The organism is Acidovorax sp. LjRoot204 (genome assembly GCF_056175785.1).
In genome coordinates this window covers 41,728-67,835 of the sequence record NZ_JBGFFF010000002.1, presented here as the reverse complement: position 1 = coordinate 67,835, position 26,108 = coordinate 41,728, and the positions used below count along the sequence as shown (strand labels likewise).

General features: G+C 67.7%; 26 protein-coding genes. 9 read left to right on the top strand and 17 right to left on the bottom strand.

Features of this window, described 5'->3' with window-relative positions; all coding sequences use genetic code 11:
- Positions 1–168: 168 nt before the first annotated feature.
- From AC04MI_RS00805 to AC04MI_RS00780, 6 genes are all read right to left on the bottom strand, one after another.
- Positions 169–1,074, bottom strand: a complete 906-nt coding sequence (locus tag AC04MI_RS00805) for an alpha/beta fold hydrolase (protein ID WP_436075853.1) — start codon at positions 1,072–1,074, stop codon at positions 169–171.
- A gap of 90 nt (positions 1,075–1,164) precedes the next feature.
- A complete protein-coding gene (locus AC04MI_RS00800; RefSeq protein ID WP_121941222.1) occupies positions 1,165–1,692 on the bottom strand; it encodes a CinA family protein in 528 nt (175 codons plus the stop codon).
- A complete protein-coding gene (locus tag AC04MI_RS00795; RefSeq protein ID WP_056747816.1) occupies positions 1,692–2,216 on the bottom strand; it encodes a phosphatidylglycerophosphatase A family protein in 525 nt (174 codons plus the stop codon). The genes AC04MI_RS00800 and AC04MI_RS00795 overlap by 1 nt, the downstream gene beginning before the upstream one ends.
- 18 nt (positions 2,217–2,234) lie before the next feature.
- Entirely contained in the window at positions 2,235–2,714 is a 480-nt protein-coding gene (locus AC04MI_RS00790) for a universal stress protein (RefSeq protein ID WP_056747817.1), read from the bottom strand.
- A gap of 110 nt (positions 2,715–2,824) precedes the next feature.
- Entirely contained in the window at positions 2,825–4,507 is a 1,683-nt protein-coding gene (locus AC04MI_RS00785; RefSeq protein WP_476496914.1) for a DUF4139 domain-containing protein, read from the bottom strand.
- Positions 4,508–4,575: 68 nt separating this feature from the next.
- Positions 4,576–5,460: a LysR family transcriptional regulator gene (locus tag AC04MI_RS00780; RefSeq protein ID WP_436076874.1), complete on the bottom strand. Its 885-nt coding sequence runs from the start codon at positions 5,458–5,460 to the stop codon at positions 4,576–4,578.
- A gap of 142 nt (positions 5,461–5,602) precedes the next feature.
- On the opposite strand from AC04MI_RS00780, the gene AC04MI_RS00775 reads away from it, so the two are divergent.
- The 3 genes from AC04MI_RS00775 (at position 5,603) to AC04MI_RS00765 (ending at position 9,327) form a co-directional block, all read left to right on the top strand.
- A complete protein-coding gene (locus AC04MI_RS00775) occupies positions 5,603–6,643 on the top strand; it encodes an NAD-dependent epimerase/dehydratase family protein (RefSeq protein ID WP_436076875.1) in 1,041 nt (346 codons plus the stop codon).
- Between the two features lie 33 nt (positions 6,644–6,676).
- Positions 6,677–7,858 carry an Acg family FMN-binding oxidoreductase gene (locus tag AC04MI_RS00770; protein WP_476496913.1) on the top strand — a complete coding sequence of 394 codons (1,182 nt, stop codon included), beginning with the start codon at positions 6,677–6,679 and terminating at the stop codon, positions 7,856–7,858.
- A 128-nt stretch (positions 7,859–7,986) separates the two neighbouring features.
- The gene (locus tag AC04MI_RS00765) at positions 7,987–9,327 is read left to right on the top strand and encodes a ferredoxin reductase family protein (protein WP_436076877.1); all 1,341 of its coding nucleotides are present in this window, start codon (positions 7,987–7,989) and stop codon (positions 9,325–9,327) included.
- Between the two features lie 23 nt (positions 9,328–9,350).
- Here AC04MI_RS00765 and AC04MI_RS00760 read toward each other — a convergent pair whose 3' ends face one another.
- The 4 genes from AC04MI_RS00760 to AC04MI_RS00745 all read right to left on the bottom strand — a co-directional run bounded on the left by AC04MI_RS00760 (position 9,351) and on the right by AC04MI_RS00745 (position 12,166).
- On the bottom strand, positions 9,351–9,902 hold the full coding sequence (locus AC04MI_RS00760) for an RNA polymerase sigma factor (RefSeq protein WP_056065265.1): 552 nt from the start codon (positions 9,900–9,902) through the stop codon (positions 9,351–9,353).
- A 6-nt stretch (positions 9,903–9,908) separates the two neighbouring features.
- Positions 9,909–10,112, bottom strand: coding sequence for a YgaP family membrane protein (locus AC04MI_RS00755; protein ID WP_288851843.1), 204 nt, complete (start codon positions 10,110–10,112; stop codon positions 9,909–9,911).
- Between the two features lie 122 nt (positions 10,113–10,234).
- Positions 10,235–11,209: a thiamine-phosphate kinase gene (gene thiL, locus AC04MI_RS00750; RefSeq protein WP_436076878.1), complete on the bottom strand. Its 975-nt coding sequence runs from the start codon at positions 11,207–11,209 to the stop codon at positions 10,235–10,237.
- A gap of 48 nt (positions 11,210–11,257) precedes the next feature.
- Positions 11,258–12,166 carry a LysR family transcriptional regulator gene (locus AC04MI_RS00745; protein WP_436076879.1) on the bottom strand — a complete coding sequence of 303 codons (909 nt, stop codon included), beginning with the start codon at positions 12,164–12,166 and terminating at the stop codon, positions 11,258–11,260.
- A gap of 112 nt (positions 12,167–12,278) precedes the next feature.
- On the opposite strand from AC04MI_RS00745, the gene AC04MI_RS00740 reads away from it, so the two are divergent.
- On the top strand, positions 12,279–12,500 hold the full coding sequence (locus AC04MI_RS00740; protein WP_436076880.1) for a hypothetical protein: 222 nt from the start codon (positions 12,279–12,281) through the stop codon (positions 12,498–12,500).
- Positions 12,482–12,880: a tautomerase family protein gene (locus AC04MI_RS00735; protein ID WP_436076881.1), complete on the top strand. Its 399-nt coding sequence runs from the start codon at positions 12,482–12,484 to the stop codon at positions 12,878–12,880. The genes AC04MI_RS00740 and AC04MI_RS00735 overlap by 19 nt, the downstream gene beginning before the upstream one ends.
- A gap of 40 nt (positions 12,881–12,920) precedes the next feature.
- Here AC04MI_RS00735 and AC04MI_RS00730 read toward each other — a convergent pair whose 3' ends face one another.
- The 4 genes from AC04MI_RS00730 to apaG form a co-directional block, all read right to left on the bottom strand.
- Positions 12,921–14,045: a YbdK family carboxylate-amine ligase gene (locus AC04MI_RS00730; protein WP_436076882.1), complete on the bottom strand. Its 1,125-nt coding sequence runs from the start codon at positions 14,043–14,045 to the stop codon at positions 12,921–12,923.
- The gene (locus AC04MI_RS00725; protein ID WP_476496911.1) at positions 14,035–15,297 is read right to left on the bottom strand and encodes a cation:proton antiporter; all 1,263 of its coding nucleotides are present in this window, start codon (positions 15,295–15,297) and stop codon (positions 14,035–14,037) included. The genes AC04MI_RS00730 and AC04MI_RS00725 overlap by 11 nt, the downstream gene beginning before the upstream one ends.
- Positions 15,298–15,455: 158 nt before the next feature.
- Positions 15,456–17,474, bottom strand: coding sequence for a site-specific recombinase (locus tag AC04MI_RS00720; protein WP_436076883.1), 2,019 nt, complete (start codon positions 17,472–17,474; stop codon positions 15,456–15,458).
- Positions 17,475–17,562: 88 nt separating this feature from the next.
- A complete protein-coding gene (gene apaG, locus AC04MI_RS00715; protein WP_395456713.1) occupies positions 17,563–17,970 on the bottom strand; it encodes a Co2+/Mg2+ efflux protein ApaG in 408 nt (135 codons plus the stop codon).
- 88 nt (positions 17,971–18,058) lie between these two features.
- Here apaG and rpe point away from each other — a divergent pair, with 88 nt between their 5' ends.
- The gene (rpe, locus tag AC04MI_RS00710) at positions 18,059–18,739 is read left to right on the top strand and encodes a ribulose-phosphate 3-epimerase (protein WP_099731931.1); all 681 of its coding nucleotides are present in this window, start codon (positions 18,059–18,061) and stop codon (positions 18,737–18,739) included.
- Positions 18,740–18,808: 69 nt separating this feature from the next.
- Here rpe and AC04MI_RS00705 read toward each other — a convergent pair whose 3' ends face one another.
- The 3 genes from AC04MI_RS00705 to AC04MI_RS00695 form a co-directional block, all read right to left on the bottom strand.
- A complete protein-coding gene (locus AC04MI_RS00705; RefSeq protein ID WP_395456711.1) occupies positions 18,809–19,201 on the bottom strand; it encodes a hypothetical protein in 393 nt (130 codons plus the stop codon).
- A 127-nt stretch (positions 19,202–19,328) separates the two neighbouring features.
- A complete protein-coding gene (locus tag AC04MI_RS00700) occupies positions 19,329–21,506 on the bottom strand; it encodes a sensor histidine kinase (protein ID WP_395456709.1) in 2,178 nt (725 codons plus the stop codon).
- Entirely contained in the window at positions 21,503–22,201 is a 699-nt protein-coding gene (locus AC04MI_RS00695; protein WP_056747842.1) for a response regulator transcription factor, read from the bottom strand. Before AC04MI_RS00695 ends, AC04MI_RS00700 begins: the two co-directional genes overlap by 4 nt.
- A gap of 230 nt (positions 22,202–22,431) precedes the next feature.
- Here AC04MI_RS00695 and AC04MI_RS00690 point away from each other — a divergent pair, with 230 nt between their 5' ends.
- The 3 genes from AC04MI_RS00690 to gph all read left to right on the top strand — a co-directional run bounded on the left by AC04MI_RS00690 (position 22,432) and on the right by gph (position 26,097).
- Positions 22,432–23,781, top strand: coding sequence for an SPFH domain-containing protein (locus AC04MI_RS00690; protein WP_436076884.1), 1,350 nt, complete (start codon positions 22,432–22,434; stop codon positions 23,779–23,781).
- 2 nt (positions 23,782–23,783) lie between these two features.
- Positions 23,784–25,307 carry a hypothetical protein gene (locus tag AC04MI_RS00685; RefSeq protein WP_436076885.1) on the top strand — a complete coding sequence of 508 codons (1,524 nt, stop codon included), beginning with the start codon at positions 23,784–23,786 and terminating at the stop codon, positions 25,305–25,307.
- A gap of 79 nt (positions 25,308–25,386) precedes the next feature.
- Positions 25,387–26,097 carry a phosphoglycolate phosphatase gene (gene gph / locus AC04MI_RS00680; RefSeq protein ID WP_436076886.1) on the top strand — a complete coding sequence of 237 codons (711 nt, stop codon included), beginning with the start codon at positions 25,387–25,389 and terminating at the stop codon, positions 26,095–26,097.
- Positions 26,098–26,108 lie beyond the last annotated feature (11 nt).

Here is a 26,108-nt window from a genome sequence, read left to right as displayed (position 1 = left end):
TACCAGCCACCGGTGCTGGCCATGGGTTCCGCAGCGTGCGAAGCGGCGGATTCTAGGAACGCAATGTCACCTGTGCGCACTGCACGGGGCATGGTGGCCGCGCAGCGCGTGAACAAATGCACGGCAGATCCTTTCGATTGCCCTTTCGGGCCGTGTCGGACCTGGTCGTCAGCGCATGAAGGCGCTCAGCGCCTGGGCCGTGGCCTCGGGCAATTGTTCGGGGATGAAGTGCCCCGCCGCAACGGCCTGGCCAGTGACCACGCCAGCGCACTGCGCCTGCCAGAGTGCCAGCGGATCAAACAGCCTGTGCACCACACCGTGCGCACCCCAGATCACCAGGGTGTCACAGATGATCTTCTCGCCGCGCGCGCGGCTGTCACGGTCGTGGTCCAGGTCGATGCCCGCGCTGGCGCGGTAGTCCTCACAGGCGGTGTGGATGGCTTCGGGTGTGCAAAAGCAGCGTTCGTAATCGGCCAGGGCCTGGGGCTCGATGTGGGCCAGGCCCGCGCTGCCCCAGCCGCCCAGCTTGGCGTGCAGGTAGGCGCGGGCGTTGCCGCCGATCATGGTCTCGGGCAGCGGCGCGGGCTGGATCAGGTGGAACCAGTGGTAATAGGCGCGCGCAAACTCCATGTCGGTGCGCGCGTACATGTCGAGCGTGGGGGCGATGTCGATCACGCACAGCTTCTTCACACGCGCGGCGTGGTCCAGCGCCAGGCGGTGGGCCACACGGCCGCCCCGGTCGTGGCCGCACAGGTAGAACGTGTCGTGGCCCAGCGTGGTCATCACCTCGGCCATGTCCTGCGCCAGTGCGCGTTTGCTGTAGTTGCTGTGGTCGGGCAGGCCGGGCGCGTGGGATGAGTCGCCATAGCCGCGCAAGTCCGGCAGCACCAGACAGTAGTCGCGTGCCAATTGTTGCGCCACGCGGTGCCACAGCGCATGCGTTTGCGGAAAGCCGTGCAACAGCAGCAGCGGGGGCGCGCCCACGGTGCCGCCGGTGCGCACAAAGATCTCCGCGCCCGAGGTGGTGATGCGCCGGGTGGCAAAGCCGTCAAACCAGGAGGGTTTCGTTGTCATGGCCGTATGGTGTGGCAAGGGGCGGGTGGAGTCCTGTCTTGTGGACGACAGCGGCCGCCCATGCAGGGGCCGGGGATCTTGCCAGCGAGGTCAGGCAGGCAGCAGGCTCAGCAGCCGCTTCAGGGCGTATCGCAGCGTGGCCGTGCGGACGGCCGCGCGGTCCCCTGCAAAGTGCTGCATCTCGCTGTGGGTTTCGCCGCCCACGCACCAGGCAAACCACACGGTGCCCACTGGTTTGGCCTCGGTGCCGCCCGTGGGGCCCGCGACGCCGGTCACGGCCAGGCTGACCTGCGCGCGCGAGTGGGTCAGCGCACCATCGGCCATGGCGCGTGCCACAGGCTCGCTCACCGCACCGTGCTGCTCGATCAGGCCGGGGGGCACCCCCAGCATCTCGGCCTTGGCCTCGTTGGAATAGGTCACAAAGCCGCGCTCGAACCACTGGCTGGAGCCCGACAGGTCGGTGCAGGCGGCGGCGATCATGCCGCCGGTGCAGCTCTCGGCAGTGGCCAGCATGTGGCGGCGGGCCAGCAAACGCAGCGATATTTGCGTCAAATTGGCATCAAGCGCTTGTACTTCTTGCGCTAGTAGCTCACTTTTTGATAGTGATGTGGGTGCCATCAGAACCTCCACAGTGCGATGACCAGCAAGGTACAGAAGGCTGCCACAAAGTCGTCCCACAAGATACCCCAGCCCCCGCGCCAGCCAAAGCCCTTGAACAGGCTGTCGGCCCAGCCCACCGGGCCAGGTTTGGCGGCATCAAAAAAGCGGAACAGCCCAAACGCCACCACCTGCCCCCACAGCCCCATGGGCATGGCCAGCCACAGCACCAGCCAGAAGGCCACCACCTCGTCCCACACGATGCTGCCGGGGTCGGCCACGCGCATATGGCGGGCTGTGGTGGTGCAGGCCCACCAGCCCACCACGGTGCTGACCACGATCAGCAGGCCCATTTGCCGCGGGTTCAGCCACTGCTGCAGCATCAGGTAGGCCAGCCAAGCCCACAGCGTGCCCACGGTGCCTGGCGCCTTGGGGGCCAGGCCCGCGCCAAAGCCCAGCGCCATGAAGTGGGCGGGGTGGGACAGCATGAAGCGCACGCTGGGGCGCAGGGGGGCAAGGGGTGGCAGTGGCTCGGARGCGGTCATGTCGCGACGGAAAATTGATCAGGCGCTGGCGGCACCGCCGTCTGCCCCGGCAGGCAGGCGCACCAGCAGTACGGGCACGGGAGCGGTGCGGGCAATCTGCTCGGCATCACTGCCCATCAGCACGCGTGCCAGGCCACGGCGCCCGTGGGTGCCCAGCACGATCAGGTCGGCGCCCCAGGCCCGCGCGTGTTCCACCACCAGGTCAGCCACCCGGGCATCCAGGTTTTCGATCAGCACCGTGTCCACCGGCACACCGCTTTGCGCCACGCGCTCTTGGGCGCGGCGCAGCAAGGCCTCGCCCGCCTGGCGCAGGCGGGGCAGCACCTCCTGGCTGTAAACCTCGGGCCGCTCAAAACCGCTGATGTGGGCCAAAGGGTCCATCACGTTCAGCAGGCGAATGCGTCCACCCGTTGCCTTGGCCAGGCCCGTGGCTTCGTTCACAGCGTGGTCAGCGGTGGGGCTGCCGTCAACGGCAACAAGGAGGTGTTGGTAACTCATGGCGGCGGGCTCCTGGGGGCTTGGTGGCACCAATGTGATCGCTGGGGCGGATTGTGACCGACACGCCGTTGCGCGGGGTCTTCGGAGCGCCAGTCACCGTGTTGCCAAGGTCACTGGCGTTCGATCAGCTCCACGTCCTTGGGGTAGCGGATGGTGTGCTCGGCACTGAACTGTGCGCTGGCCCCGGCTGCCAAAGTCTGCTGCCAGGACACGGTGCCGGGCGTGCGGTTCCAGGCTGTGTCCGCCGGCTGGGGCTGGTAGCGCGATTCGACCTCGATCTTCTCGTTGCGCGACACCGGTGCGGCATGCAGCACCTGCAGCGTGATGGCCGTCTTGTGGCGGTTCTCCACGCTGTAGGCCCGGCGCGTCTTGCGCTCCACGCGCGAGCCGGTAAACCCGCTGCTGCCCGTCAGATCCTGCACGGGCTCGGCCCGTACGGTGACCAGCTCATCGCGGCCAAACGACAGGCTGGTGCTGCCGGCTGGGGCGCCCGCACTGGGCGCGCCAAAGTCGATGCGGCCGTTGCCCACAAAGGCGCCATCGCGGTACAGGCCTGCTGCGCCTGCCGGCCACACGCCGGGCGGCTGGGCGATGTGGGCAACCAGGTAGGCGGCTTCTTCCATGGCCGGTGCAGTGCGCGTGACCAGCGTGGCGGGGGCGCTGTGATTGCCCAGCGCCAGTGTCACGCGCTGGCCGCTGGAGGGCACGKYGATGCKCTGSGGCACSGCGAAYTCGGTGGCAAACCCCTTGTCGAGGGCGCTCACGTCAAACGTGGGCATGGCTTCCTCGGCGGCATTGCGGGACCGGGACAGGGCTGCGATGGCCGGTGCGGGCGCAGGCGCCATCGCCATGGCCGGCGCGGGCGAGGCCTGCGGGGGCGGTGCCACGTTCAGCCACCAGGGGCGGGGCAGTTGCCCTTGAGTGGCGCGGCCCGGCTGGCCGGTGGACAGGGTCAGCTGCACATTGCCCCAGTCTTCACCGCTGTTCTGCGCCACCAGCGCCTGGCGTTCGATCAGCACCGTGGATTTGTTCGCATCCAGCGTGGCGCGGTAACTGGGCTGCCAGCCGGGGCCGCGCACCTGGTAGGACAGGCGCAGCTCAGCCTCGCGCTCGGTAGCCAGGTTGATGGTGACTGACACCACCCGCGCACGCTGGCTGGCCACGCGGTCGCGCTCTGCCACGAGCGGCTTGAGGGCCAGCTCCAGTGCCTCCTGCTTGCGCTGGAGCTGGTGCGCGCGTGCAAAGCTGTCCTGCCCGGATTTGCGCAGGACCTCGGCGGTGGCGGTGATCTGTGCGGGCGTCGGTGTGGCAGCACGGGGGGCGGAAGTGGCAGGCGCTGCCGACTCCGGGCCCGCGCCGGTTTGCGCCACGCTGCGCAGATAGCCGTCCACCAGCTGCAGGGCCGAGGCCTCGGCCTTCACCCCCGCGATCTGGTCCTCCAGCTCGCGGATGCGGCCGTCCAGCGGACTGGCGCAGCCTGCCGCCACATCACGGTCCTCGGTGAGCACATTGAACTCGCCCACGCGCACGGCGGGGTCGGCGTTGATCTGCAGGCTTTGCACATCCAGCGACGCGGGCAGGCAGGCCAGCGTGAGGCTGCGCGCGCCAGCGGCCACCTTGGCCACGCGCTCTACCGTGGCGCTGCCGGGGTAGACGGTGACACGGGCGATGCGGGAGGTGTCTTGGGTCTGGGCTGCAACGGGCAGCGGGGCCAGGACGGCCAGGCCCAGTGCCAGCAGTGCGGGGCGCGCTGGAAGGTAAAGGAAGGGGAATGGGGGGCTCACGGGGCGCATGGGGCTCCTTGGGCGCAATGGACAAAGGGACTGGGATGCTAGCAGCCAGGCAGCGAGCTGCCCGTGGTCTACAGCACCAAGGGCACCTCTGCCGCCAGAAAGTCATACACCGCCCGAATCTTGCGGCTGGTGCGGATCTCGCGGTGCACCGTGAGCCAGATGGGCAGCTCGGGCAATGGCAGCTGGGGAAGCACGGCCACCACGTTCGGGTCGGTGCGGGCCAGGTAGTTGCCTACAAAGCCGATGCCCAGCCCCGCCCGCACAGCCTCCCAGTAGGCCATGAGGTCGTCGGTGCGGAACGCGAAGTGCCCGCGCTCCACCGGGTAGCCCATCGTGGCAAAGCCTTGCTGGATGTCTTCGTGCCGGTCGTTGCCCACCAGCTCGTGCTGCAGCAGGTCGGGCGGTTGGCGGGGTGTGCCCTTGCGGCGCAGGTAGTCGCGGTGGGCGTAGGCACCCAGCGTCACCGCGCCGATGCGCTTGGCCACCAGGCTGGCCTGGTCGGGGCGCACCATGCGCAGCGCAATGTCGGCCTCGCGGCGCAGCAGGTTGGTGACCTGGTTGCTGGCCACCAGCTCTACCTGCACCTCGGGCAGCGCCTGGCGCATGCGCGCCAGCACGGGCGGCAGCAGCACGCAGGCCACGGGCTGGCTGGCGGTGATGCGCACGGTGCCCGTCACGCCTTCCTCCGCGCCCGACACGCTGCGTGCCAGCTGGTGGGCGCCCATCTCCATGGCGCGGGCCGATTCGGCCAGCCGCAGCGCCGTGGCCGTGGGCAGCAGGCCGCGCCCGGTGCGCTCAAACAGCACCACACCCAGCTGCGATTCCAGCTCGGCGATGTGGCGGCCGATGGTGGGCTGGCTGGCGTTGAGCGCACGGGCCGCGCCCAGCAGGCTACCCTGGTCGAGTGCGGCCAGGAAGGACTGCACGAGGCTCCAGTCAAAGGTCTGGTTCATGGCAATAGCGTGCCCGCAATGGGGCGGCAGGAGGGTGGTTAGAGGTATTCATATTTGCATTGCTGATATGAATACTTAGCCAATTGTGTAACGGTGCCGGCGTTTTCACAATCGCTCCATCCCTTGTGAATGGAGCCCTCAGATGATCACCCGCACCCGTTTTCCACACTGCGCGGACAATCCCTCCACCGTGTTGATCCTGGGCGCCCGGGGGCGGCTGGGACTGGCGGCCACCCGCGCCTTTGCGCAGGCAGGCTGGCAGGTGCTGGCCCAGGTGCGCCCCAGTGCGCAGAGCGCTGCATTGCCCGCCATTCCTGGCGTGTGGTGGATGCCGGTGGCAGTGGAAGACACTGCCGCRCTGGCGGCCCAGGCACAGGGCGCGCAGGTGGTGGTGCATGCGCTCAACCCTGCCTACACCCACAAGGCCTGGCGCGAGCAGGCACCGGTGCTGATGGAGGCTGCCATCGCCGTCACCCGCCAGCTGCGCGCCACGCTGATGCTGCCGGGCAACGTCTACAACTTTGGCGAAGCCATGCCGCCCGTACTGCGCGAAGACACATCCCAGGCCGCCACCGGTTTCAAGGGCCGCATGCGGGTGCAGCTGGAGCAGCGACTGCAGGCCGCCACGCGACAGGGCGAGATACGTGCTGTGGTGTTGCGCGCCGGGGATTTTTTTGGCAGCGGCACGGGCAGCTGGATCGACCAGGCCATTGCCAAGGACCTGCCCCGGGGCCGCATCACCTGGCCCGGCCCGCTGGACGTAGCCACGCCCTGGGCCTACCTGCCCGACCTGGCCCGCACCTTCGTGCGTGTGGCGCAAGAGCGGGACCGGCTGGCCGCCTTCGAGTGCCTGCATTTCGCTGGGCACCACGTTACCGCGCAGCAGTGGCTGCACAGCTTCACGGCCATTGCAGCAGAGCAGGGCTGGTTGCCCGATGCGGGCGCGCTGCGGGTGGACCAGTTGCCGTGGCCGCTGCTGCGCGTGATGGGGCTGGTGGCCCCCACGTTCGCTGCGCTGGCGGACATGCGCTATCTGTGGCGCACGCCCCACCGTCTGGACAACACCCGCCTGCGCGCGCTCATCGGCGACGAGCCCCACACCCCCTTCGATCAGGCCGTGCGCCAGGCGCTGGTCGATTTGGGGCTGGTGTCCATCCGTTCAATCCGCGCCGCGCTGGCCTGACCGCATCACCTTTTGAACCATCGGAGCATTCTCATGAACCGTCGCAACTTCATCCGTTTGGCAGGGGGTGGCACCATCGCCGCCGCTACTGCGGGCACGCTGGTCGCCTGTGGTGCCGTGGGCTCGCACTATCCCGCCGAGGCGGTGGAGGCCTGGAAAGGTCCGGTGGGCGAGACCGACCTGCGCCGCCGTGCCGTGGCCTATGCCATCACCGCACCCAATTCGCACAACCTGCAGCCCTGGCTGGTGGACTTGCGCGAGAGCGGTGTCATCACCCTGCGCACCGACCCTGCGCGGGTGCTGCCACAGACGGATCCGTGGGGGCGCCAGATCCTGATCGGCCATGGCGCCTTTCTGGAGCTGCTGGTGATGGCGCTGGCTCAGCAAGGCGTGGCCAGCGAGGTGTTGCTGTGGCCGCAGGGCGAGATGCCTGCGGCCCTGAAGGACTGGGACGACCGCCCCRTGGCGCGCATCACCCTCAAGCCTGGTGGCCAGCCCGACCCGCTGTTTGCGCAGGTGCTGCTGCGCCGCACGCCCAAGACGGATTTCGATACCACCCGGGCCATCGCGCCCGGGGTGCTGGCCCAGTTGCTGGGCAGCACCCCGGCTGAAGCCCCGCTGCGCGTGGGCGGCACCGTCAGCGCCGACCAGTTGCCCGCGCTGCGCACGCTGTGCTGGGAATCTGCCCGGGTAGAGCTGCTCACGCCGCGCACCATGATGGAAAGCATCCAGCTCACCCGCGTGGGGCCAGGCGAAATCCTGCAGCACCGCGACGGCATCTCGATCAACTCGCCCTTTGTGCGCGCAGTGGACGCTCTGGGCATGTTCGACCGCACCCAGCCCCCGGCCGAAGGCAGCGCCGCCTACAAAAGCGCCATGGGGCGTTTTGAGGGCCATAGCCGCACGGCCATGGGTTTTGTGTGGATCACCGGTCCCAACACCCGCAGCGACCAGATCCGTACCGGGCGCCTGTATGTGCGCCAACAGTTGCAGGCCACGGCGCTGGGTGTGGGCATGCACCCCATGAGCCAGGCGGTGCAGGAGTTTGCCGAAATGGCCCCGCACTTCGAGCGCGTGCACCAGCTGTTGCTGGGGCGGCCCGCGCCGCGCACGCCCCAGGAGCCCACGGTGCAGATGTTCTGCCGCATGGGCTACCCGCAGGGCGAGGTGCCTGCCACGCCGCGCAGACCGCTCGCGCGTTTTGTGCAGGCTTGATTCCGAGGAGGGCAGCACCTGCGCAAAGGGCTGATGCAGATCAACCTCCGGCCACAAGCTGGCGCGCTTTGCCGCTGCTTCACACACTGTTCAGGTGGCGTTCATCGCGGGTTTCTACAGTTGCTGCATTGCAACAATTAGTGGGGCTGGTGATGTGGAAGAAGGTTTTTGGGGGCACTCTGGCGGTGGCCATCGGCGTGTGGATGTTGGCTTTGATCGTGCCCCAGCCTGCACCGCCCGCGTGGGGCGATGTCTGGTGGTGGCGTAACCAGCTGATCCTGCTCACCGGGGTGGCAGCCTGGGCGCTGATGTCGCTGATCATGGTGCTGGCCGTGCGGCCCGCGTGGCTGGAAAAGCCGCTCGGTGGCCTGGACAAGAGCTACCGCCTGCACAAGTGGGCGGGTATCGGCGCGATTGTGCTGGCGTTGCTGCACTACGGGCTGCAGCTGTCGCGCAGCCTGCTGGCCGCCTGGGTGGGGCGCCCGGTGCGCGCGCCGCGTGCGGACTGGTGGCTCAACACCTTCCGCCACCTGGCCGAGGAGATGGGGGAGTGGGCTGTGTGGTTCCTCGCGGCCATGCTGGTCATCACGCTGTGGCAGCGGTTCCCGTACCACGTGTGGCGCTACCTGCACAAGCTGCTGGCCGTGGTGTACCTGGTGCTGGCCTTTCATGCCGTGGTGCTCACGCCACCCGCCTGGTGGCAACAGCCTGCAGGCGTTCTGGTGGGCCTGTGCACGCTGGTGGGGGCGCTGTGCGCCGTGCGCTCGCTGGCCGGGGCCATCGGGCGCCGCCGCCGCCATGCAGCCCGTGTGGTGAGCGTGTCGCCCCAAGGGGCTGGGGTGCTGGAAGTGACCTGCCAGGTCAGCCCCGCCAGTGGCTGGAAGCATGCGGCCGGTCAGTTTGCATTTGTCACCTTTGGCCGTGCCGAAGGGGCGCACCCCTTCACCCTGCTCAACGCCGACCAGGGTGATGGCGTGCTGCGGTTTGCGATCAAGGCGCTGGGCGACCACACGAGCCAGTTGCCCCTGCATGTCCGTCCCGGGCAGCAGGTGAGCATCGAGGGGCCGTACGGCTGCTTTGACTTTCGCAGCGGCAGCGCCACCGAGCAGGTGTGGGTCGCCGCAGGCATTGGCGCCACGCCGTTCATGGCCTGGCTGGAGTCGATGCAGTCCACGCCCGCGCTGGCGCCCCGGGTGCACCTGCACTACTGTGTGCGCCATGCGGGTGAGGCGGTGTTTGCCGAGCGCATGGCTGCACTGTGTGCCCGCTTGCCCAGCGTGACGCTGGAGATTCACTACAGTGACAACGCTGGGCCCGTGACACCCGCAGCGTTGCTCGCGGGCACCAGCCCGGCGGCGAGTGTGTGGTTCTGCGGACCGCAGGGTTTTGCCGAGGCGGTGCGCCAGGGCATGGAGCAGCTGGGGCGCTCGCTTGCGCGCTTTCACCAGGAGCTGTTCCAGATGCGCTGAGGCGGGTTCTCTGCGCCGCAGCGCTACGTGGTGCCGGTGCGGTCCGTGGGTGCCAGGTACTCCCGCACCAGGGCCCGCGCGCGGTGCAGGCGGCTTTTGGCCGCCTCGCGCGTCACACCCAGCCGCTGCGCCATCTCCTCGATGGTCAGCTCCTCGAAGTCGCGCATCAGCAGGGCCTCGCGGTACAGGGGCGGCAGCGAGTCGATGGCCAGGGCCAGGTCATGGCGCAGTTCGTGGTCGGGGCGGTGCGACCAGGCGAGGTTGTCTTCCACCTGTGCCAGCGGCTCGCCCTTGAGCCAGGCCAGCATGGGCTGCATGCACAGCCGCTGCACGATGCGCACCACCCACCCGCCGAACGCCGCCACCTCGCGCAGCGCGCCCACGCGGCGGTACACGATGATGAGCGCCTCCTGAACCACGTCGTCCGTCGCCGTGGTGGCGGCGCAGTGGCGCAGCGCATAGCGGCGGATGTCGGGACGGGTGAGGCGCAGCAGCTGCTCCATGGCCGCTGCGTCACCGCTGCGTGCGGCGGGCAGAAGCTGGGCCACGGTGGGGGCTGGGTGGGTGGTGGCCATGGGCGGTCACTCGACAGGCTTGCGGCCCACCATGGCACAGGCGGGGCAGTAGCCAAAGGCACCGCTCAGGATGCTGCCAACGCCCGAGGCTGCCAGCGCCAGGCCCAGGGGCGATGCGGACGTCCACCACAGGCCTGCAGCGATGAGGGCGACGCCCCCTGCAACGCGCAGCAGGCTTTCGGGGCGGGTGATGTTCTTGCGGTACAGCATGGTGAAAAACTCCTTGGTGGGGAAATGAAGGCGCCGGCACAGGGCACCTTCCCTACCAAGAGCGGCTGGTTGCGCAAAAGGATTCATGGGTTGCAAAAAAGATTTTTGCCTGCCACCACCCGTCACCGGAAATGGTCGAACGAGGCGTAACGGTTCTCCACCGCCTGCCCCTGCGCGTCCACCAGCCTCAGGCCTGGCTCAGCCAGCACGGTGCCGATGCGGGTGACGGGCGTGCCGCTTGCCTGCGCCGAGGCGGCCACCGCGTCACGCCGCGCGCGCGGGGCGGTGAAGGCCAGCTCGTAGTCGTCACCGCCCGCCAAGGTGCATTGGTGGACCAGTTCAGGGTCCAATGGGCTGGTTGCGCTAGTCGAATATGCCTTTGCTGCTATCAAATGTATAGTTTTGGAGGTGTCGATACAGGCYCCTGCCCCCGAGGCTTGGAGGATGTGCGACAGGTCGCCCAGCAGCCCGTCGCTCACATCCATGGCGCTGGTGGCCACGCCGCGCAGGGCCAGGCCCAGGGCCACGCGCGGGGTGGGGCGCTCCAGCCGCTGGCGGGCGCGGGCGAGCACCTCGGCGGGCAGGGCGATGTGGCCGAGCAGCGCCTCCAGCGCCAGCCGGGCGTCGCCCAGCGTGCCACTCACATAGATGTCGTCGCCGGGTTGTGCGCGGCTGCGCAGCAGGGCCTGGCCGGTGGGGACCTCGCCAAACACGGTGATGCAGATGTTGAGCGGGCCCTGCGTGGTGTCGCCGCCCACCAGCTCGCAGCCGTGGGCATCGGCCAGCGCCAGCAGCCCGCGCGAGAAGCCCGCCAGCCAGGCCTCATCGACCCGGGGCAGTGACAGGGCCAGCGTGAACGCGAGCGGCTTGGCACCACACGCCGCCAGGTCTGACAGATTCACGGCCAGCGCCTTGTGGCCCAGGGCTTCGGGGTCCACGTCGGCAAAGAAGTGGCGGCCCTCCACCAGCATGTCGCTGGAGACGGCCAGTTGCATGCCGGGTGCGGGCGCCAGCAGCGCGCAGTCGTCGCCCACGCCCAGGGCTGCCTTGTGGACGGGGCGGGTGAAGTAGCGGGCGATCAGGTCGAACTCACCCATGGCGCTGCCTGGTGGGCCAAGAAAAAAAGGTCAAAAAGGTCAAAGGCATCAGGTGCTGCTTTCTGTCTGAGAAAACCACGCTGCCCAGTGGTCGATGCAGGCCTGGATCTTGGGCAGCCGGTGCCTGCGGGTGAGGGTGATGGCGTGAATGGTGCTGGGCTGCAGGTCCACGCAGTCGGCCAGCACCGGGGCCAGCAGGCCCTGGCGCACGAGGGGCTCCGCCACCACTGTGGCCAGGCGCGCAATGCCCAGGCCCTGCAGCGCCAGGCGAGCGGTAATGGCCGTGCTGCCCGAGCGCCAGTGGCCCTCGGTCACCATCACGCGGGGTGCGCCATCGATCTGGAAAGGCCAGTGGTTCAGAAACGCCACCGCGCTGTTGGTGATGAGCCGGTGCTGGCATAGATCGTCGATGTGCTGTGGCACGCCGTGCGCCTGCAGGTAGCCGGGTGTGGCGTACAGCGCGCGGGCCAGCGTGCCCAGGGGGCGCGCCACCACGGTGTCGGTCAGCGGCGGGCCGGTGCGGATGGCAATGTCGATCCCATCGCGTGCCATATCGGCCATGCGGTCGTCCACCACCAGTTCCACGCGCAGTTGCGGGTGCTTGTGCTGCAGGCTGTCAAAGCTGGGGATCAGCAGGTGCTCGGCCACCACCGAACTGGATGCCACGCGCACCCAGCCGCTGGGCTGGCCGCTTTGTTGGGCGAACTCACCTTCCAGCTCGTCGAGGGTGCCGTTGATGCGGCGGCAGTAGTCCAGAAAGGTCTGGCCTTCTGCCGTGAGCGTGAGGCCATGGGTGGTGCGGTGCAGCAGCCGTGCGCCACAGGCTTTCTCAATGCGCGCCAGGGTGCGCGAGACCTGGCTCACCGGTGCATCGCGCTCGCGCGCCACGGCCGACAGCGAGCCCAGGTCGGCCACGCGGGCGAACAGGTGCATGTATTCAAAGCGGATGTCGCGCATCGGCCGATGGTAACGGTGGGGCTGTGCGCTGGGTGCAAAACGGTCTTGCGCGGGATGCGCTTTCGGCCTTGCGTGGTGCTGCCTACAGTGGCCTCACCCCGAAAGGAATGCCATGGACCCCCACCTACACCCCGACGAGTACCAGCGCCTGCGCGATGCGGCCCAGCGCCATGCCATGCAGTTGCGCCGGGAGGCGATTCGCGAAGCCCATGCCTGGGTGGCGCGGGGGCTTGTGCGCATGACCCGCCGGGTTTTCCTCTTCCTGCGGACCCCGTCCGCGCCCACGACCCCATCCACCCAGGAGGCCTCAACACCATGCCAACCCTTGTTCTGAAACTGACCCCGCTGCAAAACCCTGAGCGTTACCAGGCGCTGGCCAGCGCCCTCACCGACCTCACAGTCCAGCGGTTGGGCAAACGCCGCGAGGTGACTGCTGTGGTCATCGACGACGTGCCCCCTGCCCGCTGGCATATCGGTGGTGCACCGGTGGCGCAGCCCACGGCCTTGCTGGAGATCAGCATCACCGAGGGCACGAACTCCGAGGAGGAGAAGGCCGCCTTCATCGCTGCCGCGTTTGCCGAGCTGAAGCGCCAGCTGGCGGGGGATGGCGCCCTGGCCGCTGCGAGCTACGTGGTGGTGCGGGAGCTGCCCGCCAGCGACTGGGGCTATGGCGGGCGTACGCAGCAGGCGCGCAGATTGGCGCTCGCTGCTTGAGGTCAGAGTCGCGTGAGGTGGCCGGCACCTGGCGTGCGGGTCAGGCTGCCGCGCCGCGAAAGCGCTGCGCTGCCTGGCGGCTTACCTCGGCCAGCAGCTGCTCTTCGCTCTGGCGTTGGCGCAGCCAGCGGGCATCGTTCTGCCCCGCCTCGACCTCGGTGCGCAGCATGTGCATGGCGCTTGATGCGCCCTGTACGGCCGCGTGGCCTGCGATCTTGTCCATGGTGCGCAGGATGTGCTCGCGCAGCGGCATGTGGTCGCCCGTGGCCGGGTCCACATACACCGCGTCCATGCCAAACCTGCAGGCCTGGAAGCGGTTGTAGGTGTASACGAGGTAGTCGTCCTCTTCAGGCATGAAGGGCTGGTCGGCCAGGAACCACGCGCCCAGCGACTGCACGTAGCCTGCGAGGGCCGCAGCGCGCTCGATGGTGAGCGGCGTGTCGAACACGCGGATCTCGATGGTGCCGAACTCGGGCTTGGGGCGGATGTCCCAGTAGAAGTCCTTCATGCTCTTGACCACGCCCGTGCGGGTCATCTTGTTGAAGTAGGTCGTGAAGTCGTCCCAGGTCAGCGCCATCGGGGCGCGGCCCGACAAGGGGAACGCAAACACCGAGTTGAGCCGGGCCGAGTCAAATGCCGTGTCCTGCCCTTGCACATAGGGGCTGGACGCCGACAGCGCAATGAAGTGCGGGATGTAGCGCGACATGCGGTGCAGCATCAGCAGCGCGGCATCGGCATCCGGGCAGCCAATGTGCACGTGCTGTCCGAAGATGGTGAACTGCTTGGACAGGTAGCCGTACAGCTCGGACAGCTCGCGAAAGCGCGGCTTGTCGTAGATGCGGCGCTCGTGCCACTGCTGGAACGGGTGCGTGCCGCCACCCACCACGGCAATGTTGAGCTTGTCGGCGCTTCTGACCAGCGCATCGCGGATGGGCGTGAGCTGGCCCAGCACCTCGCTGGCCGAGTGGCAGATGCCGGTGGAGATTTCGATCATGCTGTTCGTCATCTCGGGCACCACGCTACCGGGCAGCGGGGTTTTCTTCATGAGGCGCAGCATGTCCTCGGCGTAGGGCGCCAGGTCGTAGTCATTGGTGTTGACCAGCTGCAGCTCCAGCTCGACGCCCAGCGTCAGCGGCTCGGAATGGGTGAAGGCTTCAAGACTCACGGGGGGACTCTCCGTTGTTGTTGCTGCGGGTCAGGGGTGCCCAGGGTTTGGAGCTTTCGCCCGCACGGTAGATGGCCACGGTGGCAATGACGGCACCAAATACCTCCATCAGCAAGATGGCGGGCAGCGCCACACCCGCGATCACATGGCCGGTGGAAGGCGACGCGAGCACAAACTGCGAGGCGATCAGCAGGGCGATGGAGGACATGGGGGTCATCGCGCAGCCCACCCACAGCGCCTGCTTCCAGCTGGCGCCGCTGCCCACATTGCCCAGCGCCACGCCGGTGGCCTTGGCCAGCAGGCGCACGGCAATCAGGGCCAGCACCACGCCGGCCACGGGCGCACTCCAGTCGGCCTGCGCCGCCACGRTSGAMACCAGCACGAACATCAGCATGGTGAGCAGGGACGATGCAKTGCCSAGCTGCCGYGGCCAGGCCCAGGGGCGCGGGTTGAGCTGCTTGAGCAGCATGCCCCCCAGCAGCGCGGCCAGTGGTGCCGAGCCACCCATGTGAGCGGCCACTGCCGTGCCTGCAGCCACCAGGGCCAGGAACAGCATGGAGGTGTTTTCGCTGGTGGGGCTCATAAAGCGCAGCGCCATGCGCAGCACCAGGGCCAGCACGGCGGCCACCACGATCGATACGCCCAGCACCACCACCACGGGCGACACGGCCTCCAGCACGGTGAGGCTCTGGCGGTTGATGAGTTCTGCCTTGGCGCTGCCCAGCGTCAGGGCATACAACGTGGAAAGGGTGGTGAGCACAATGGCGCGTTCGGTCACCGGGCCGGCGGCACGGGTGTCGGCCACCACACGGGTCAGCACTGCAGGAGATGCCGCCAGCGCCACCAGGGCCAGCGGGCCAGCCGCCTGGGGCGGCAGCTGCAGCCACACCAGCACCCAGTACACCGCGAAATAGGTCAGCACCGATTCGGCGATGCTCTGCACCAGCACCATGGGGTTGTGACGGAACCAGYGCAGCGGGATACGGCCGCCACATTCGAACAGCACAATGGCCACGCCCAGCTCCAGCAGGAACAGGCCAATGCCCTGCAGCGGCCAGACCGCGCCGCTGAAGCCTGCCAGGCCGGCTGCCGTGCCCACCAGCGAATAGCCCACCACCTTGGGCAGGCCGGTGTGGCGTTGGGTGAGATAGCCTGCCATCGCGGCTACCGCCAGCAGCAGTGACCATTGCACCGTGGGCAGCCCGGCCGAGGGGCGCAGCCACTGCGCCCAAAAGCTCAGGATTTCATTCATTTCATCGGACCTCTGCGTCAGACGGGCGCTGCCCGTTGGAGTGGAGGCCCCGGCGCACAGGCCCTCCGCAGATGGGACGGGGTGCGCTGGGGCGTTGGGCCCTTGAATTTACAGGCGGAAACACTCCGCCCTTGTAGGACAGAGGCGGCGGTTTCGCCTCAGGACTGTGCCGTTGTCGCCAGCGGTCCCCGCCGCTCGGGCACAAAAAAGCTCAGCGGCGCGGTGCGCAGGCGGGCGCGGATGGCGGCATAGATGCGCGAGCGGTCCACGCCGCTCACGTTCTGTGCACGCAGCGCCAGACTAAAGGCCAGATAAAAGCTCACCGACACATTCAGTGCGCCCAGGAACGGGAGCGAGGCTACCGCCCACCAGAACGCGGGCAACTGCAGCACCTGCAGACCCAGCGTGGCGCCAGCGGCCGCCACCTGCCCGGTGGAGAGGGTGACGTGCCGTACATCCAGCCCCAAGCCGAAAAACGCAGCAAAAGCAGGCACCAGGCCCAGCATGAAACCCAGCGAGATGTTGGCTGCAAAGCCCGACAGGTTCTCGCGCAGGAAGCGCGCCCAGCGCGCGGCGCGCTCGGCACCCAATAGCCCGGTGATGCGCGGGTTGTAGTGCAAGGCCGAGTCCATGCGGTGCAGCACAAACCAGTTCTCTGTCCAGCCAGCGATGATGCTGGAGGCAAACAGCAGCACCCCGGTAAAGGCCGCAAAAAACAGCGAAGGCCCGAGCAGGTGCAAGGATGCGAGCACATGCTCTGCCTCCTTCACGCTGATGGCGGGCCCGCCCGTGGCCAGGGCAATCAGCGTGGCCAGCGCCAGCACGGCGGGAAACACCACCAGCACATTGCCCAGCACGGCCGCCACCTGGGAGCGCACCAGGTGCGTGATCTCATCCACAAACGCCTCGATCGCGCCGCCCGAGCCCAGCTCCTTGAGCTTGGCTGCCATGGCCGGCGCCGTCATGGCCGGTTGTTTGGTGGCCACCGTGAAGTGCAGCAACTGGATTAACACAAAGCTCACGGCATAGTTGATGCCCGCCATGAAGCCGCCCCAGAAGGCCGATAGCGCGAGCGCATACAGGCCAAACTTGATCAGTGTGGTGAAGGCCATCAGCGCACCGCCGCCTGCCGCCTTGCGCAGCATGGAGCGGTATTCGGCACTGGTGCGGGTGATGTAGTGCTCGCCCGTTTCGGCGCTGCGCTCGGCCACCTTGGCCGCCAGCAGCGAGGAGTTGGAGGCCAGCAGCGCGCGCAGGCTGCGCCGCTCTTGTCCCACCATCACCAGCTGTGCCATGAGTTGCGCCGCAGTGACTGCGGGCTGCGCGGACAACAGGCAGTCGAGCAACACGCGCACGCGCAAGATGCGCTCGCGCAGCTGCCGCAGCCGGAACACCAGCCCCACCGAAATGCCGTTGTCCTCGAAATGCGTATAGACGGTGGCAGCCGCCGCGCGGCAGGCCTCCAGGCGTTCGCGCAGGCGCTGGGCGGATGCGTCCAGCCGGTCGGGTGTGCGCAGCGCGTGCAGCACCTCGACCCGCAGGCTTTCCACGTCGCGGATGAGGGCGTGGAAGGGTTGTGCCTCCCGTGCAGATTCGCTCATGCGCAGTCGCAGTTCGGGTGCAAAGCCGGTCGAGAGGATTTGCCCTGCACAGTAGGTGATGGCATCCAACAAGGCGCGGTGCCAGCGTGTCGCGCCGCCTGGGCGCTCATCGGCGTTGTCCTGGGCCAGCAACATCACCAGGCGGTTCAGGGTGGCTTCATCCAGTGCGGCCAGCCATTGCGCGTCGAACGCACTGGGCAAGGCCAGCATGAACAGTTCGGACGCATCGATGGTCTCTGGGCTGCCCGGCAGCAGCTTGGTGCGCAAGCGTTCGGCCATCTCGCTGACCAGGGCGGTGCGGGGTGCAAAGCCAAAGTCAGCCAGCAAGGTGGTGATGTCTACCTGGTCCACCAGCGTCGCCCACCAGGCCTGCAGCCGCTGCTGAATATCGGGCCGTGCCGCGACCGCATCGATGAAAAGCTGCACCCGGCACACCGCGGCAGGCACCGAATCACGCTTGCCGCGCACCCAGTCCAGCAGGTGGATGAGCCAGAGGTGGCGATGGGCCAGGTCGGCGGCAGGGTCCAGCGCCGCCAGCAGGTGGGCCAGGTCTTTGGGCTCGGCGGAATTTTTCATGGGTGGCCGGCCCCCATAGGAAAAGCCGCCCATCCGATGGATAGCGGTCCCATGGAAGGGTGGGCATGGGGGCTGTGGGAATGGTTCTTCAATGCAGCACCCGGCCGCTCAGGGGCTCACCCGACGGGCCGTGGCTGATCGCCTCCAGCACGAACAAGGGCACCGGGGTATTGAAAGGCTCGCCATCTTCGGCCACGCAATGGAAGGTGCCGTGCATGGTGCCGCTGGAGGTGCGCAGGCGACAGCCGCTGGTGTACTGGAACGACTCACCCGGCTTGAGCAGTGGCTGCTGTCCCACCACGCCCAGGCCCTTGACCTCTTCGGTGTGGCCGCGCGCGTCGCTGATGATCCAGTGTCGCGAGATCAGCTGGGCGGGCACGTCCCCTGCGTTGGTGATGGTGATGGTGTAGGCGAAGCTGAACACCCCGGTGTCCGGCGCAGACTGCTCGGGCAGGTATTCGGGCAGCACTTCCACGTCAAACTGGTACTTTGGCATGGGCCGCATGGTAACCGTGCCGCCCCGTGTGTGGGCAACTCCCAAGTGCGAAAACCCCAGTGGTTCTGCGCTTTGCGACAATCGGGGGATGAGCCGCACATTCCAAATCGCCCCCTCTATCCTTTCCGCCGACTTTGCCCGCCTGGGCGAGGAAGTGCGCAATGTCATTGCCGCTGGCGCCGACTGGATTCACTTTGACGTGATGGACAACCATTACGTGCCCAACCTGACGTTTGGCCCCATGGTCTGCCAGGCCTTGAAGCCCCACGCCAAAACGCCTGCGGGCGTGGCCGTGCCGATTGACGTGCACCTGATGATCCAGCCCGTGGATGCCTTGGCCGCTGCCTTTGCCGACGCGGGTGCTGACTACATCAGCTTCCACCCCGATGCCTCGGGCCATGTGCACCGCAGCATCCAGGCCATCCGGTCCAAAGGCGTCAAGCCTGGCCTGGTGTTCAATCCTGCCGAACCTCTGGACGTGCTGGACTGGGTGATCGACGACATCGACCTCATCCTCATCATGAGCGTGAACCCCGGCTTTGGCGGCCAGAGCTTTATCGACTCCGCGCTGCGCAAGATCGAAGCTGTGCGCAAGCGCATTGATGCTTCTGGTAAGGACATTCGTTTGGAAGTCGATGGCGGCATCAAGACCGACAACATCCGCCGCGTGGCTGACGCGGGCGCTGACACCTTTGTCGCAGGCAGTGCCATCTTTGGCAAGCCGGACTACCGGGGCGTGATCGACGCGATGCGCGTGGCTTTGGGCTGATCGCCTCGGTCGCTGCGAAGATTGGGTGCGGATGCCTTTGTGACAAACCGCACCTAATGGGAGGTCAGGCTACTGTTGCGCAGGCACGGTGATGGTGGTCGTGGTCGATTCGCGCAGCACGCCGCCGCCGGAGACCGAGCCACTCGCCGGGCTGCTTTGCACGCGGCGCATGCAATCCGCCTGGTCAGCAGCCGTCTGGAACGCTGCACAACGCTGGGTGGCGTTGTCGGTGGCGGCGGCTCCAGGGTTGCTGAGATCGCCCTTGCGGGAAGCGTCCAGTGCGTTGTTGGCCTCGCGCAGGCAGGTGGCCAGACTGTCCTGGGTGTTGTTGGTCATGCACTTTTCCCGCTCCTGCTCGTAGCGTGCCCGCGCGTCCTGCGGCGGCGTTTGAGCGGATGCGCCCGCACAGGCCAGCAGCACGGCCGCAGTGAATACAGAGGTGGCAAAGCGAAGGCGTTTCATGGAGGGCTCCTGAGGCAATGGCAGACGAAGGTCTGAACCTATGCCTGCAGGGTAGGCGCCGGGGCCATGTGCCCCTGTCGGACAGAGCCGCCCTTGCCCGTGCGCGCGCTTCGCGTCTTGGGCTGGGTCAGCCCAGTCGCTGAAAGGTCAGGATGAAGGCCACGCCATCAGACGTGTTGCGCGCATTGATGGTGCCGCCCATCTTGGCCATGTAGGTTTTGGCCACAAACAGCCCCTGGCCCCGGTGCTCGCCCTCGCCCAGCGGGGTGGGGCTGGCGGGGTCGGAAACGCCCAGCTCAAAAATCCGGTCCAGCAGTTCGTCTGCAATGGTGGATCCCTGGTTGTGCAGCGTAGCGCTGGCGGTGGATTCCGACGCCGTGAGTGTCAGCTTGATGGGGCTGCCTGTGGGGCGATAGCGGTCGGCATTGTGCAAGATGTGGGTCACCACGTCTTCGAGCGCAAACTCATCGGCCCGCACGATGACCGGGCCAGGGTGGCTTGGGCCCAGGTCGTACACCACATCCAGAATGCTCGCAAAGTGGGCGTTGTCGGCCACGTTGCGCAAGAAGGCATCCAGGTCCAGCCGCCCCTCGGGCACATCGGCGGCCTGCAGCGCTTCGGCGGGCGATGCCGTGCCATACAACACATGGATGGCCTGCTGCATGCGCTGCACATAGCGGTGGCCGGGGTCTTGTGGGCCGTTCAGCGCCATCAGCGACTGCAGGGGCGACATGATCTCGTGCCCTACGGCGTGCCACATGTCGCGCTCTTGTTGGGCGCGCAGCTGCTCGCGCTGCAGGTCGTCCTTCACGCGCTGCAGCAGGTCGGCCAAGCCACCGGCCAGAATGCCCAGCTCGTCCGAGCCGCGCAGGTCCGACACATCCAGATCGCCCAGCCGGGGGCCGGTGTGGCCAGGCTGCACGTTGTACGACACGGCGGCGGCGCGGCGGGTCAGGGCCGTCACGCGGCGGATCAGGCCCACCTCGACCACCAGCCAGGCCAGCGCAATGGCGCCCAGCATGGCTCCCAGGTACCACGACAGGCGCGTAGCCACAGCGGCCAGGCCTTGCTCCACGCCGCGCAGGTGGCCGGTGAAGTTCACCACGTAATTGCCCGTGGGCGTGTCCAGAATGTCCAGGGCTGTGGGGGCGGCGGGCGTGGCTGCTGCCGGGCCCACACCTGCGGCCTCCAGCGGCAGCCAGCGGATCAGGCGCAGGAGCCAGGGGGCAGATGGATCGGCCTGCACTTCGACGCCCTTGAGGGTGATGGCGCTGGCTTCGTCACTGCCCAGCTTGCGGATCTGCACACGCTCGCCCGGCAACAGGCTGCGCGAGAGGTCGCCCAGTGATGCGGCCAGTTGCGCGCCGGGTGCGTCGCTGTCGAACAGCGGTTTGGTGTCCTCGCCCGGCGCCAGCATCTCCACCCGCACACGCATCTGCCCCAGGTCTTCCGGCGGCCAGACCAGGCGCTCGTCTCTGCGGAACAGGGCTTCGCGGAACAACTCGACGGGCAGGCGGATGGAGTAGTGGGTGCGGCGCAGGCAGTCGGAGGTGATGGCGGCCCCGCCAGTGGGTTGTTGCACCGATGGGGGCGGCAGGTCGCGGCACTGGCCGTTTTGCCACAGCCAGCCGCGAAAGTCGCGCACCGGCCGCGCGCGGGCGTCGAGCTGCGGCGTGCCGTTGTCCACAAACCCCGTCAGGCGCCCGCGCACGGCCGCGCTGCCTTGTGGGGGCATGGCCTCATACGGCGCAATCCAGCGGTAGGTGGCACCCCGCATGTCGAGGCTGATGCGCGCGCGGTGTGCCTCGGCGGGCACCAAGGCGCCGCGCTCGCGGGGTATCAGCTCGCCGGCATAGAAGCTGCCCACCAGGTAGATGAAGCCGCCCGCATAGGGGTTGTTGCCAATCGCCGCGCACACGGAGGCGCCATCGGGGTATTGCACGGAGCAGCCAGCCATCTCCACGGCCTGTTGCGATTTTTGGGGATCGTCAAAGTCGATGGCCGCATAGGGCAGCAGCAGCGGCGCCAGCGGCGTCACGCCCTGGCCGAGGTGGCTGGCATTGAGCAGCGCCAACTGGCCCGAGGGGTGGCGCAGCCGCGCCATGACCTCGGCCTGGCTGCGCACAAAGCCATGCTGGTAAGCCTGCCAGGCGCGCTCTTTTTCGTCCTTGAGCACCACCACGCTCAGCACCACCGTGGCCAGGGCCAGCAGCACGAACACCCCGCGCACCAGAATGCGCAGGCGGAACGCGGGCAGGCCCAGCCGGGGCATTTCCAGCGCGGGGCGGCGCAGCAGGCGCTTCATTTACCGACCCAGCGGAAGCCGCGCATGGGCACGTTTTCTATTCCCTCAAACCCAGGATCGACTTCACGCAACGCCTCGCGGATGGTGCTCACGTGCTTGCGCACGTTGTCGCGGTTGCGGCCGCTTTTCACCACCTCGAACAGTTCGTCATACGACACCACCTCGCCGCTGCGCTGGTGCAATGTGGCCAGGATGCGCTGGGCCGTCAGCGGCAGGTTGATGCGCTCGCCGCGCCAGGTGGGGGTGCGCTGCCACAGCGGGTCCAGCACCAGTGCATCACCCACGGGGGCGGAGGGCGCGCTGGCTGGGGCCTGGGCCTGTGTGGTACGCAGGATGTCGAGAAAGGTCTCAATGAAATCGGCCTCTTCGAACGTGGTTTTCTGCAGATAGTCCCACGCGTCCAGCGCCTTCATGATGCTGCGGTAAATGGCCGCAGGCATGGCCGACACCACCAGCACCGGCGTGCCCTGGCGCAGCTTGTTGATGGCGTTGATGAGGGCCACGCCCGCATGGCGCTCGCGGCCTAACTCAATGTCCAGCACCACCGCGTCGTAGTGCTCGCGGGCCAGCGCGGCCTCGGCCTCGTCGCGGGTGAACCACTGGTCGATGACGATGCCGCTCTTGGCGCTGCGTATCCACCCGGCCAATTGGTTGCTGGTGGGCAGGTCGTCTTCGATCACGGCAATGCGGGTCATGGGCTGGCGGGGCAGTGGAGGGGTGGGCGGATTATCCCGGCGGCCCGCTCCGGGCGGTGTGAGTTTTTCTTCCGGGGGCGGAAGGTTCGTGCGGGCGGTGTGAGCGCATTGGGGGCTGCACTGCGTTGTTGCTTCCGGGGTGGATCCGAACAATCGGTCCTCAATGAGCCAGCCATTGCGGCGGCTCAGACACCGACAACAACACCGAACCAACCCGAGAGAGAAACACCATGAAAGCCACCTGGAACCGCATCGTGCAGACCCTGAAGGGCCGTCGCTCTACCCCGTTGTCCGAAGCCGGCACGGAGCCCGTGCTGGACGCTGAATCGCAAAGCCCTGTGGCAGCCGATGCACGCGGTGCCGATGCCCCTCGCCTGAACTGGGCCTACCTGCTGCCCACCGCCCGCACCGTGCGCTGGTTGACTGCTGGCGCTATGGTGGCCGCCGCAGGCCTGATGGTGTACCGCAATCCGCCGGTGCAACACCTGGCGCAAGGCGACCTCGGTGTGCGCCTGAATCAGTTCACCGGTGCCGTGAGCCTCTGGCGCGATGGCAGCGTGTGGGTGGTGCCCGGCCTGCACACGGTGCGCGTGTTCTCGCTGCGTGACCAGAGTTACCGCCCCGAAGCCATGCGCCAGGCCACGGGCAGCGCGCCGCTGCAGTCAGTGGAAGGCCTGTCGCTGGGGCTGGACCTTAGCGTGCGCTATGCCCTGGACCCCAACTCGCCCGCCGTCAAGGCCGGCAACCTGCCCGACAACGTGGGTGTCGACATCGTGGAGCCTGCCGTGCAGGGCCTGGTCTACAAGGTGTTTGCCCGCTACACGGTGCGCGAAATCTTCTCGTCCAAGCGCGCCGAAATTGCACAGATCATCGAAACCGAACTGCGCGCCCGCCTGGCGGCCGATGGCGTGACGCTGCGCAGCCTGCAGATTGGCAAGGTGGACCTGCCCGCGGAGTACCGCCGCGGCATGGACAGCCTGCTGGCCGAAGAGCTGGCGTCCGAAAAAATGCGCTACACGCTGGAGCTGAAAGACAAGCGTGTGAAGGAAACCGAGCTGGACGCCAACGCCGACAAGGTGCGTCGCGAAGTGGCCGCCGAAGCCGCCGCGCGTGAGCAGGTTATCGCTGCCAAGGCCCAGGAAGAGGCCATGAAGCACGTGCTGCCCTTCAAGCAGCGCCAGATCGAACAGCGCCAGCTCGAAGCTGAAGCTGAACGTGTGGCCCGCGTCAAAGCTGCTGAAGGCAGCGCCCAGGCCCGCCGCATCGAAGCCAACGGCGAGGCCGACGCCCGCCAGAAGCTGGCCGAGGCCGAGGCCTACCGCATGGACCGCGTGGGCAAGGTCAACGCCGAGCAAATGGCCCGCGAAGGCGCACTGGTGACCAAACACCCGCTGCTCATTCAGAAGACGCTGGCCGACAAGCTCTCGGACAAGATCCAGGTCATCATCGCGCCCCCACCCACCAATGGCGATTTCATCGGTGCCGCACTGCTGGGCGGTAACCGCAACGCCCAGGCCGGGGCCGCACAGGCTGCTGCCGTGGCCGATGACGCCACCACCACCCAAGCCGTGGAGCAGTGAACATGAACGCCGCCTTCGCAACTTTGCTCGCAGCAGTGGCCTGCGCTGCAGTGACCGTGGCGGCCGAGGCCGCCCCCCAGCCATCGCCCAGCGCCCAGGGCAGCGCCATCGTGGTGCAAGACCAGGCTGGTCTGCGCGCTGCACCGCGCGATGGTGCCCAGCAGCAGACCAGCCTGTGGCAGGGCGAAGTGCTCGAAGTGCGCGGCGAGCGCCTCGACTATCTGCAGGTGTGGGACCACAAGCGCGAGCGCGGTGGCTTCATCCGCGCCAGCGATGTGCGCCGCGTGGCCCTGACCGAGGCCGAAGGCCCCGCGCTGCTGGCCGTGATGCGCTTTGTGCAGGACACCCCGGGTGCCGAAGCGCTGGGCATTGGCCTCACCGCCGCCTACCTGCAAGCCGCGCCCGCCAAGGCCCTGGTGGGTGTGGAGGGTGCCCAGGCTTTCGATGCCCTGGGCACCTTTGCCGACCGCCTGGCGCGCCGTGCCTCGGTGGCCGTGCCGGGCAAGACCTCGGGTGCCACGTTGTCGGCCCACCTGGATGTTGCCAATGGCTACGGCGTGCGCTTTGCCACCTACGAGGTCGAAAGCCGCATGCAGGTCTGCTACGAGGGCGAGGCCTTTCGCCGCGTGCTGGCCATGCCCGTGGCCGATGCCGAGCAGCGCGCCCGTGCCGTCCTGGCGCTGACCCGCCCCGAATGCATCAACCCCGACCTGCCCGCACATGAGCGTGCCAAGGTCACCGCCTGGCAGGCGGAGGTGCTGGAGCGCGCGGACGTGGCGGGCCTGCCCGGCTACCTGCGCAACCGTGTGCAGATGCGGCGCGCCAGCGTGTGGGGCGCCGCAGCCTTCCAGCAGGCGCGTAAGAACGCGGCCGACCCGGCGGTGGCCGCGGCCGCCGCACGCGCCCTGACGGAATTCACTGGCGTGAGCAAGGTTGACCTGCCCGACGAGGACCAGAGCGCCTACAACGACGCTGCCATGCGGGTGAGCGCCGTACGCTGGGCGCTGGTCCCCGCTGCGGCGCCTGTCGCGACCGCCGCCGGAGCCCGCCCCACGCTGCTGACTGAGCCTGGCGCCCCCGGCGAAACCTGTGTGCTGCTGGTGGACGCGCAGCACAGCGCCAAGGCGCCACTGCTGCGCCGCTGCACCTACGGCGTGGTGTGGACTGCATCGGCCAGCATCAACCGCGAAGGCACAGCCTTGGCCCTGGCCGTGCAGCCTATGGAAGGCTGGCGCGAGCTGTGGGTGCTTCGCAAAACGGAAGGCGGCTGGCTGGCCGATGTGCTGCCGCCCGCCGCCGCCACGCCCGAAACCGGCGTGGCCGAGTGGGCGGGCTGGGTGCCCGGCGGCCAGCAGATGCTGGTGGCGCGCGAAGCCCGGGGCCAGGGCCGCTACCGCAAGAGTTTTGAGGTGGTGCGGCTGGAGGGATTGACCACCGAGCGCGTGACGGGCGATGTTGCAGCGCTGCCCCTGTTCCAGCGTTGGCAAGACCCTGCGTGGAAGCGCGAGACGCTCAGTCTGCGGTGAACGAAGCAAGGCAGACCAGGGGAGGATTTGACGGGTTCCGTAAACTTGGTCCCGTCTTCTCTTTCCGAATGCTTGCCCAATGTCTCTCGCCGTTACCCCCTCGCTGTCCACATTGCTCACCGGCGTGGACGCCGCCATCATCGACCTGGACGGAACCATGGTGGACACCATGGGTGATTTCAACGAGGCACTGAACCGCATGCTGCGCGAACTGGAGCTGCCGTCGATTGCGGCGCAGACCATCGAACACATGGTGGGCAAGGGGTCGGAGCATTTGCTGCGTTCAGTGCTCAACCACGTGCTAGCGCAGATAAATCATGCCTCTATTGCTACTGAAATTGAAGCGTTGTATCCATCGGCCTGGGCCAGCTACCAACGCCACTATCTCGCCATCAATGGCCAGTATGCCGGGGTGTATGACGGTGTGGAGGCGGGGCTCCAGGCTTTGCGCGCCCGGGGTCTGCGTCTCGCCTGTCTGACCAACAAGCCCCGGGACTTTGCGCTGCCCTTGCTGCAGTCCAAGGGGTTTGACGGCTATTTCGAGAAGGTCTTCGGTGGCGACTCGTTCGAGCGCAAGAAGCCCGATCCGTTGCCGTTGCTCAAGACCTGCGAAGCCTTGGGTACCGACCCTGCGCGCACTCTCATGGTGGGCGACTCCAGCAACGATGCGCAGGCCGCGCGGGCTGCGGGCTGCCCGGTGGTGCTGGTCACCTATGGCTACAACCACGGCCAGCCCGTGCGGGCCGTGGATGCCGATGGTTTTGTGGATACGCTGGCGCAGCTCGCCTGAGCTGGCAGAGC

What these genes read in the sequence shown, in the direction of transcription:
- AC04MI_RS00805 (WP_436075853.1), bottom strand. Translation starts at nt 1,074, where the DNA reads ATGACAACGAAACCCTCCTGGTTTGACGGCTTTGCCACCCGGCGCATC.
- AC04MI_RS00800 (WP_121941222.1), bottom strand. Translation starts at nt 1,692, where the DNA reads ATGGCACCCACATCACTATCAAAAAGTGAGCTACTAGCGCAAGAAGTA.
- AC04MI_RS00790 (WP_056747817.1), bottom strand. Translation starts at nt 2,714, where the DNA reads ATGAGTTACCAACACCTCCTTGTTGCCGTTGACGGCAGCCCCACCGCT.
- AC04MI_RS00780 (WP_436076874.1), bottom strand. Translation starts at nt 5,460, where the DNA reads ATGAACCAGACCTTTGACTGGAGCCTCGTGCAGTCCTTCCTGGCCGCA.
- AC04MI_RS00760 (WP_056065265.1), bottom strand. Translation starts at nt 9,902, where the DNA reads ATGGCCACCACCCACCCAGCCCCCACCGTGGCCCAGCTTCTGCCCGCC.
- AC04MI_RS00755 (WP_288851843.1), bottom strand. Translation starts at nt 10,112, where the DNA reads ATGCTGTACCGCAAGAACATCACCCGCCCCGAAAGCCTGCTGCGCGTT.
- AC04MI_RS00745 (WP_436076879.1), bottom strand. Translation starts at nt 12,166, where the DNA reads ATGCGCGACATCCGCTTTGAATACATGCACCTGTTCGCCCGCGTGGCC.
- AC04MI_RS00740 (WP_436076880.1), top strand. Translation starts at nt 12,279, where the DNA reads ATGGACCCCCACCTACACCCCGACGAGTACCAGCGCCTGCGCGATGCG.
- AC04MI_RS00735 (WP_436076881.1), top strand. Translation starts at nt 12,482, where the DNA reads ATGCCAACCCTTGTTCTGAAACTGACCCCGCTGCAAAACCCTGAGCGT.
- AC04MI_RS00720 (WP_436076883.1), bottom strand. Translation starts at nt 17,474, where the DNA reads ATGAAAAATTCCGCCGAGCCCAAAGACCTGGCCCACCTGCTGGCGGCG.
- apaG (WP_395456713.1), bottom strand. Translation starts at nt 17,970, where the DNA reads ATGCCAAAGTACCAGTTTGACGTGGAAGTGCTGCCCGAATACCTGCCC.
- rpe (WP_099731931.1), top strand. Translation starts at nt 18,059, where the DNA reads ATGAGCCGCACATTCCAAATCGCCCCCTCTATCCTTTCCGCCGACTTT.
- AC04MI_RS00705 (WP_395456711.1), bottom strand. Translation starts at nt 19,201, where the DNA reads ATGAAACGCCTTCGCTTTGCCACCTCTGTATTCACTGCGGCCGTGCTG.
- AC04MI_RS00700 (WP_395456709.1), bottom strand. Translation starts at nt 21,506, where the DNA reads ATGAAGCGCCTGCTGCGCCGCCCCGCGCTGGAAATGCCCCGGCTGGGC.
- AC04MI_RS00695 (WP_056747842.1), bottom strand. Translation starts at nt 22,201, where the DNA reads ATGACCCGCATTGCCGTGATCGAAGACGACCTGCCCACCAGCAACCAA.
- AC04MI_RS00690 (WP_436076884.1), top strand. Translation starts at nt 22,432, where the DNA reads ATGAAAGCCACCTGGAACCGCATCGTGCAGACCCTGAAGGGCCGTCGC.
- AC04MI_RS00685 (WP_436076885.1), top strand. Translation starts at nt 23,784, where the DNA reads ATGAACGCCGCCTTCGCAACTTTGCTCGCAGCAGTGGCCTGCGCTGCA.
- gph (WP_436076886.1), top strand. Translation starts at nt 25,387, where the DNA reads ATGTCTCTCGCCGTTACCCCCTCGCTGTCCACATTGCTCACCGGCGTG.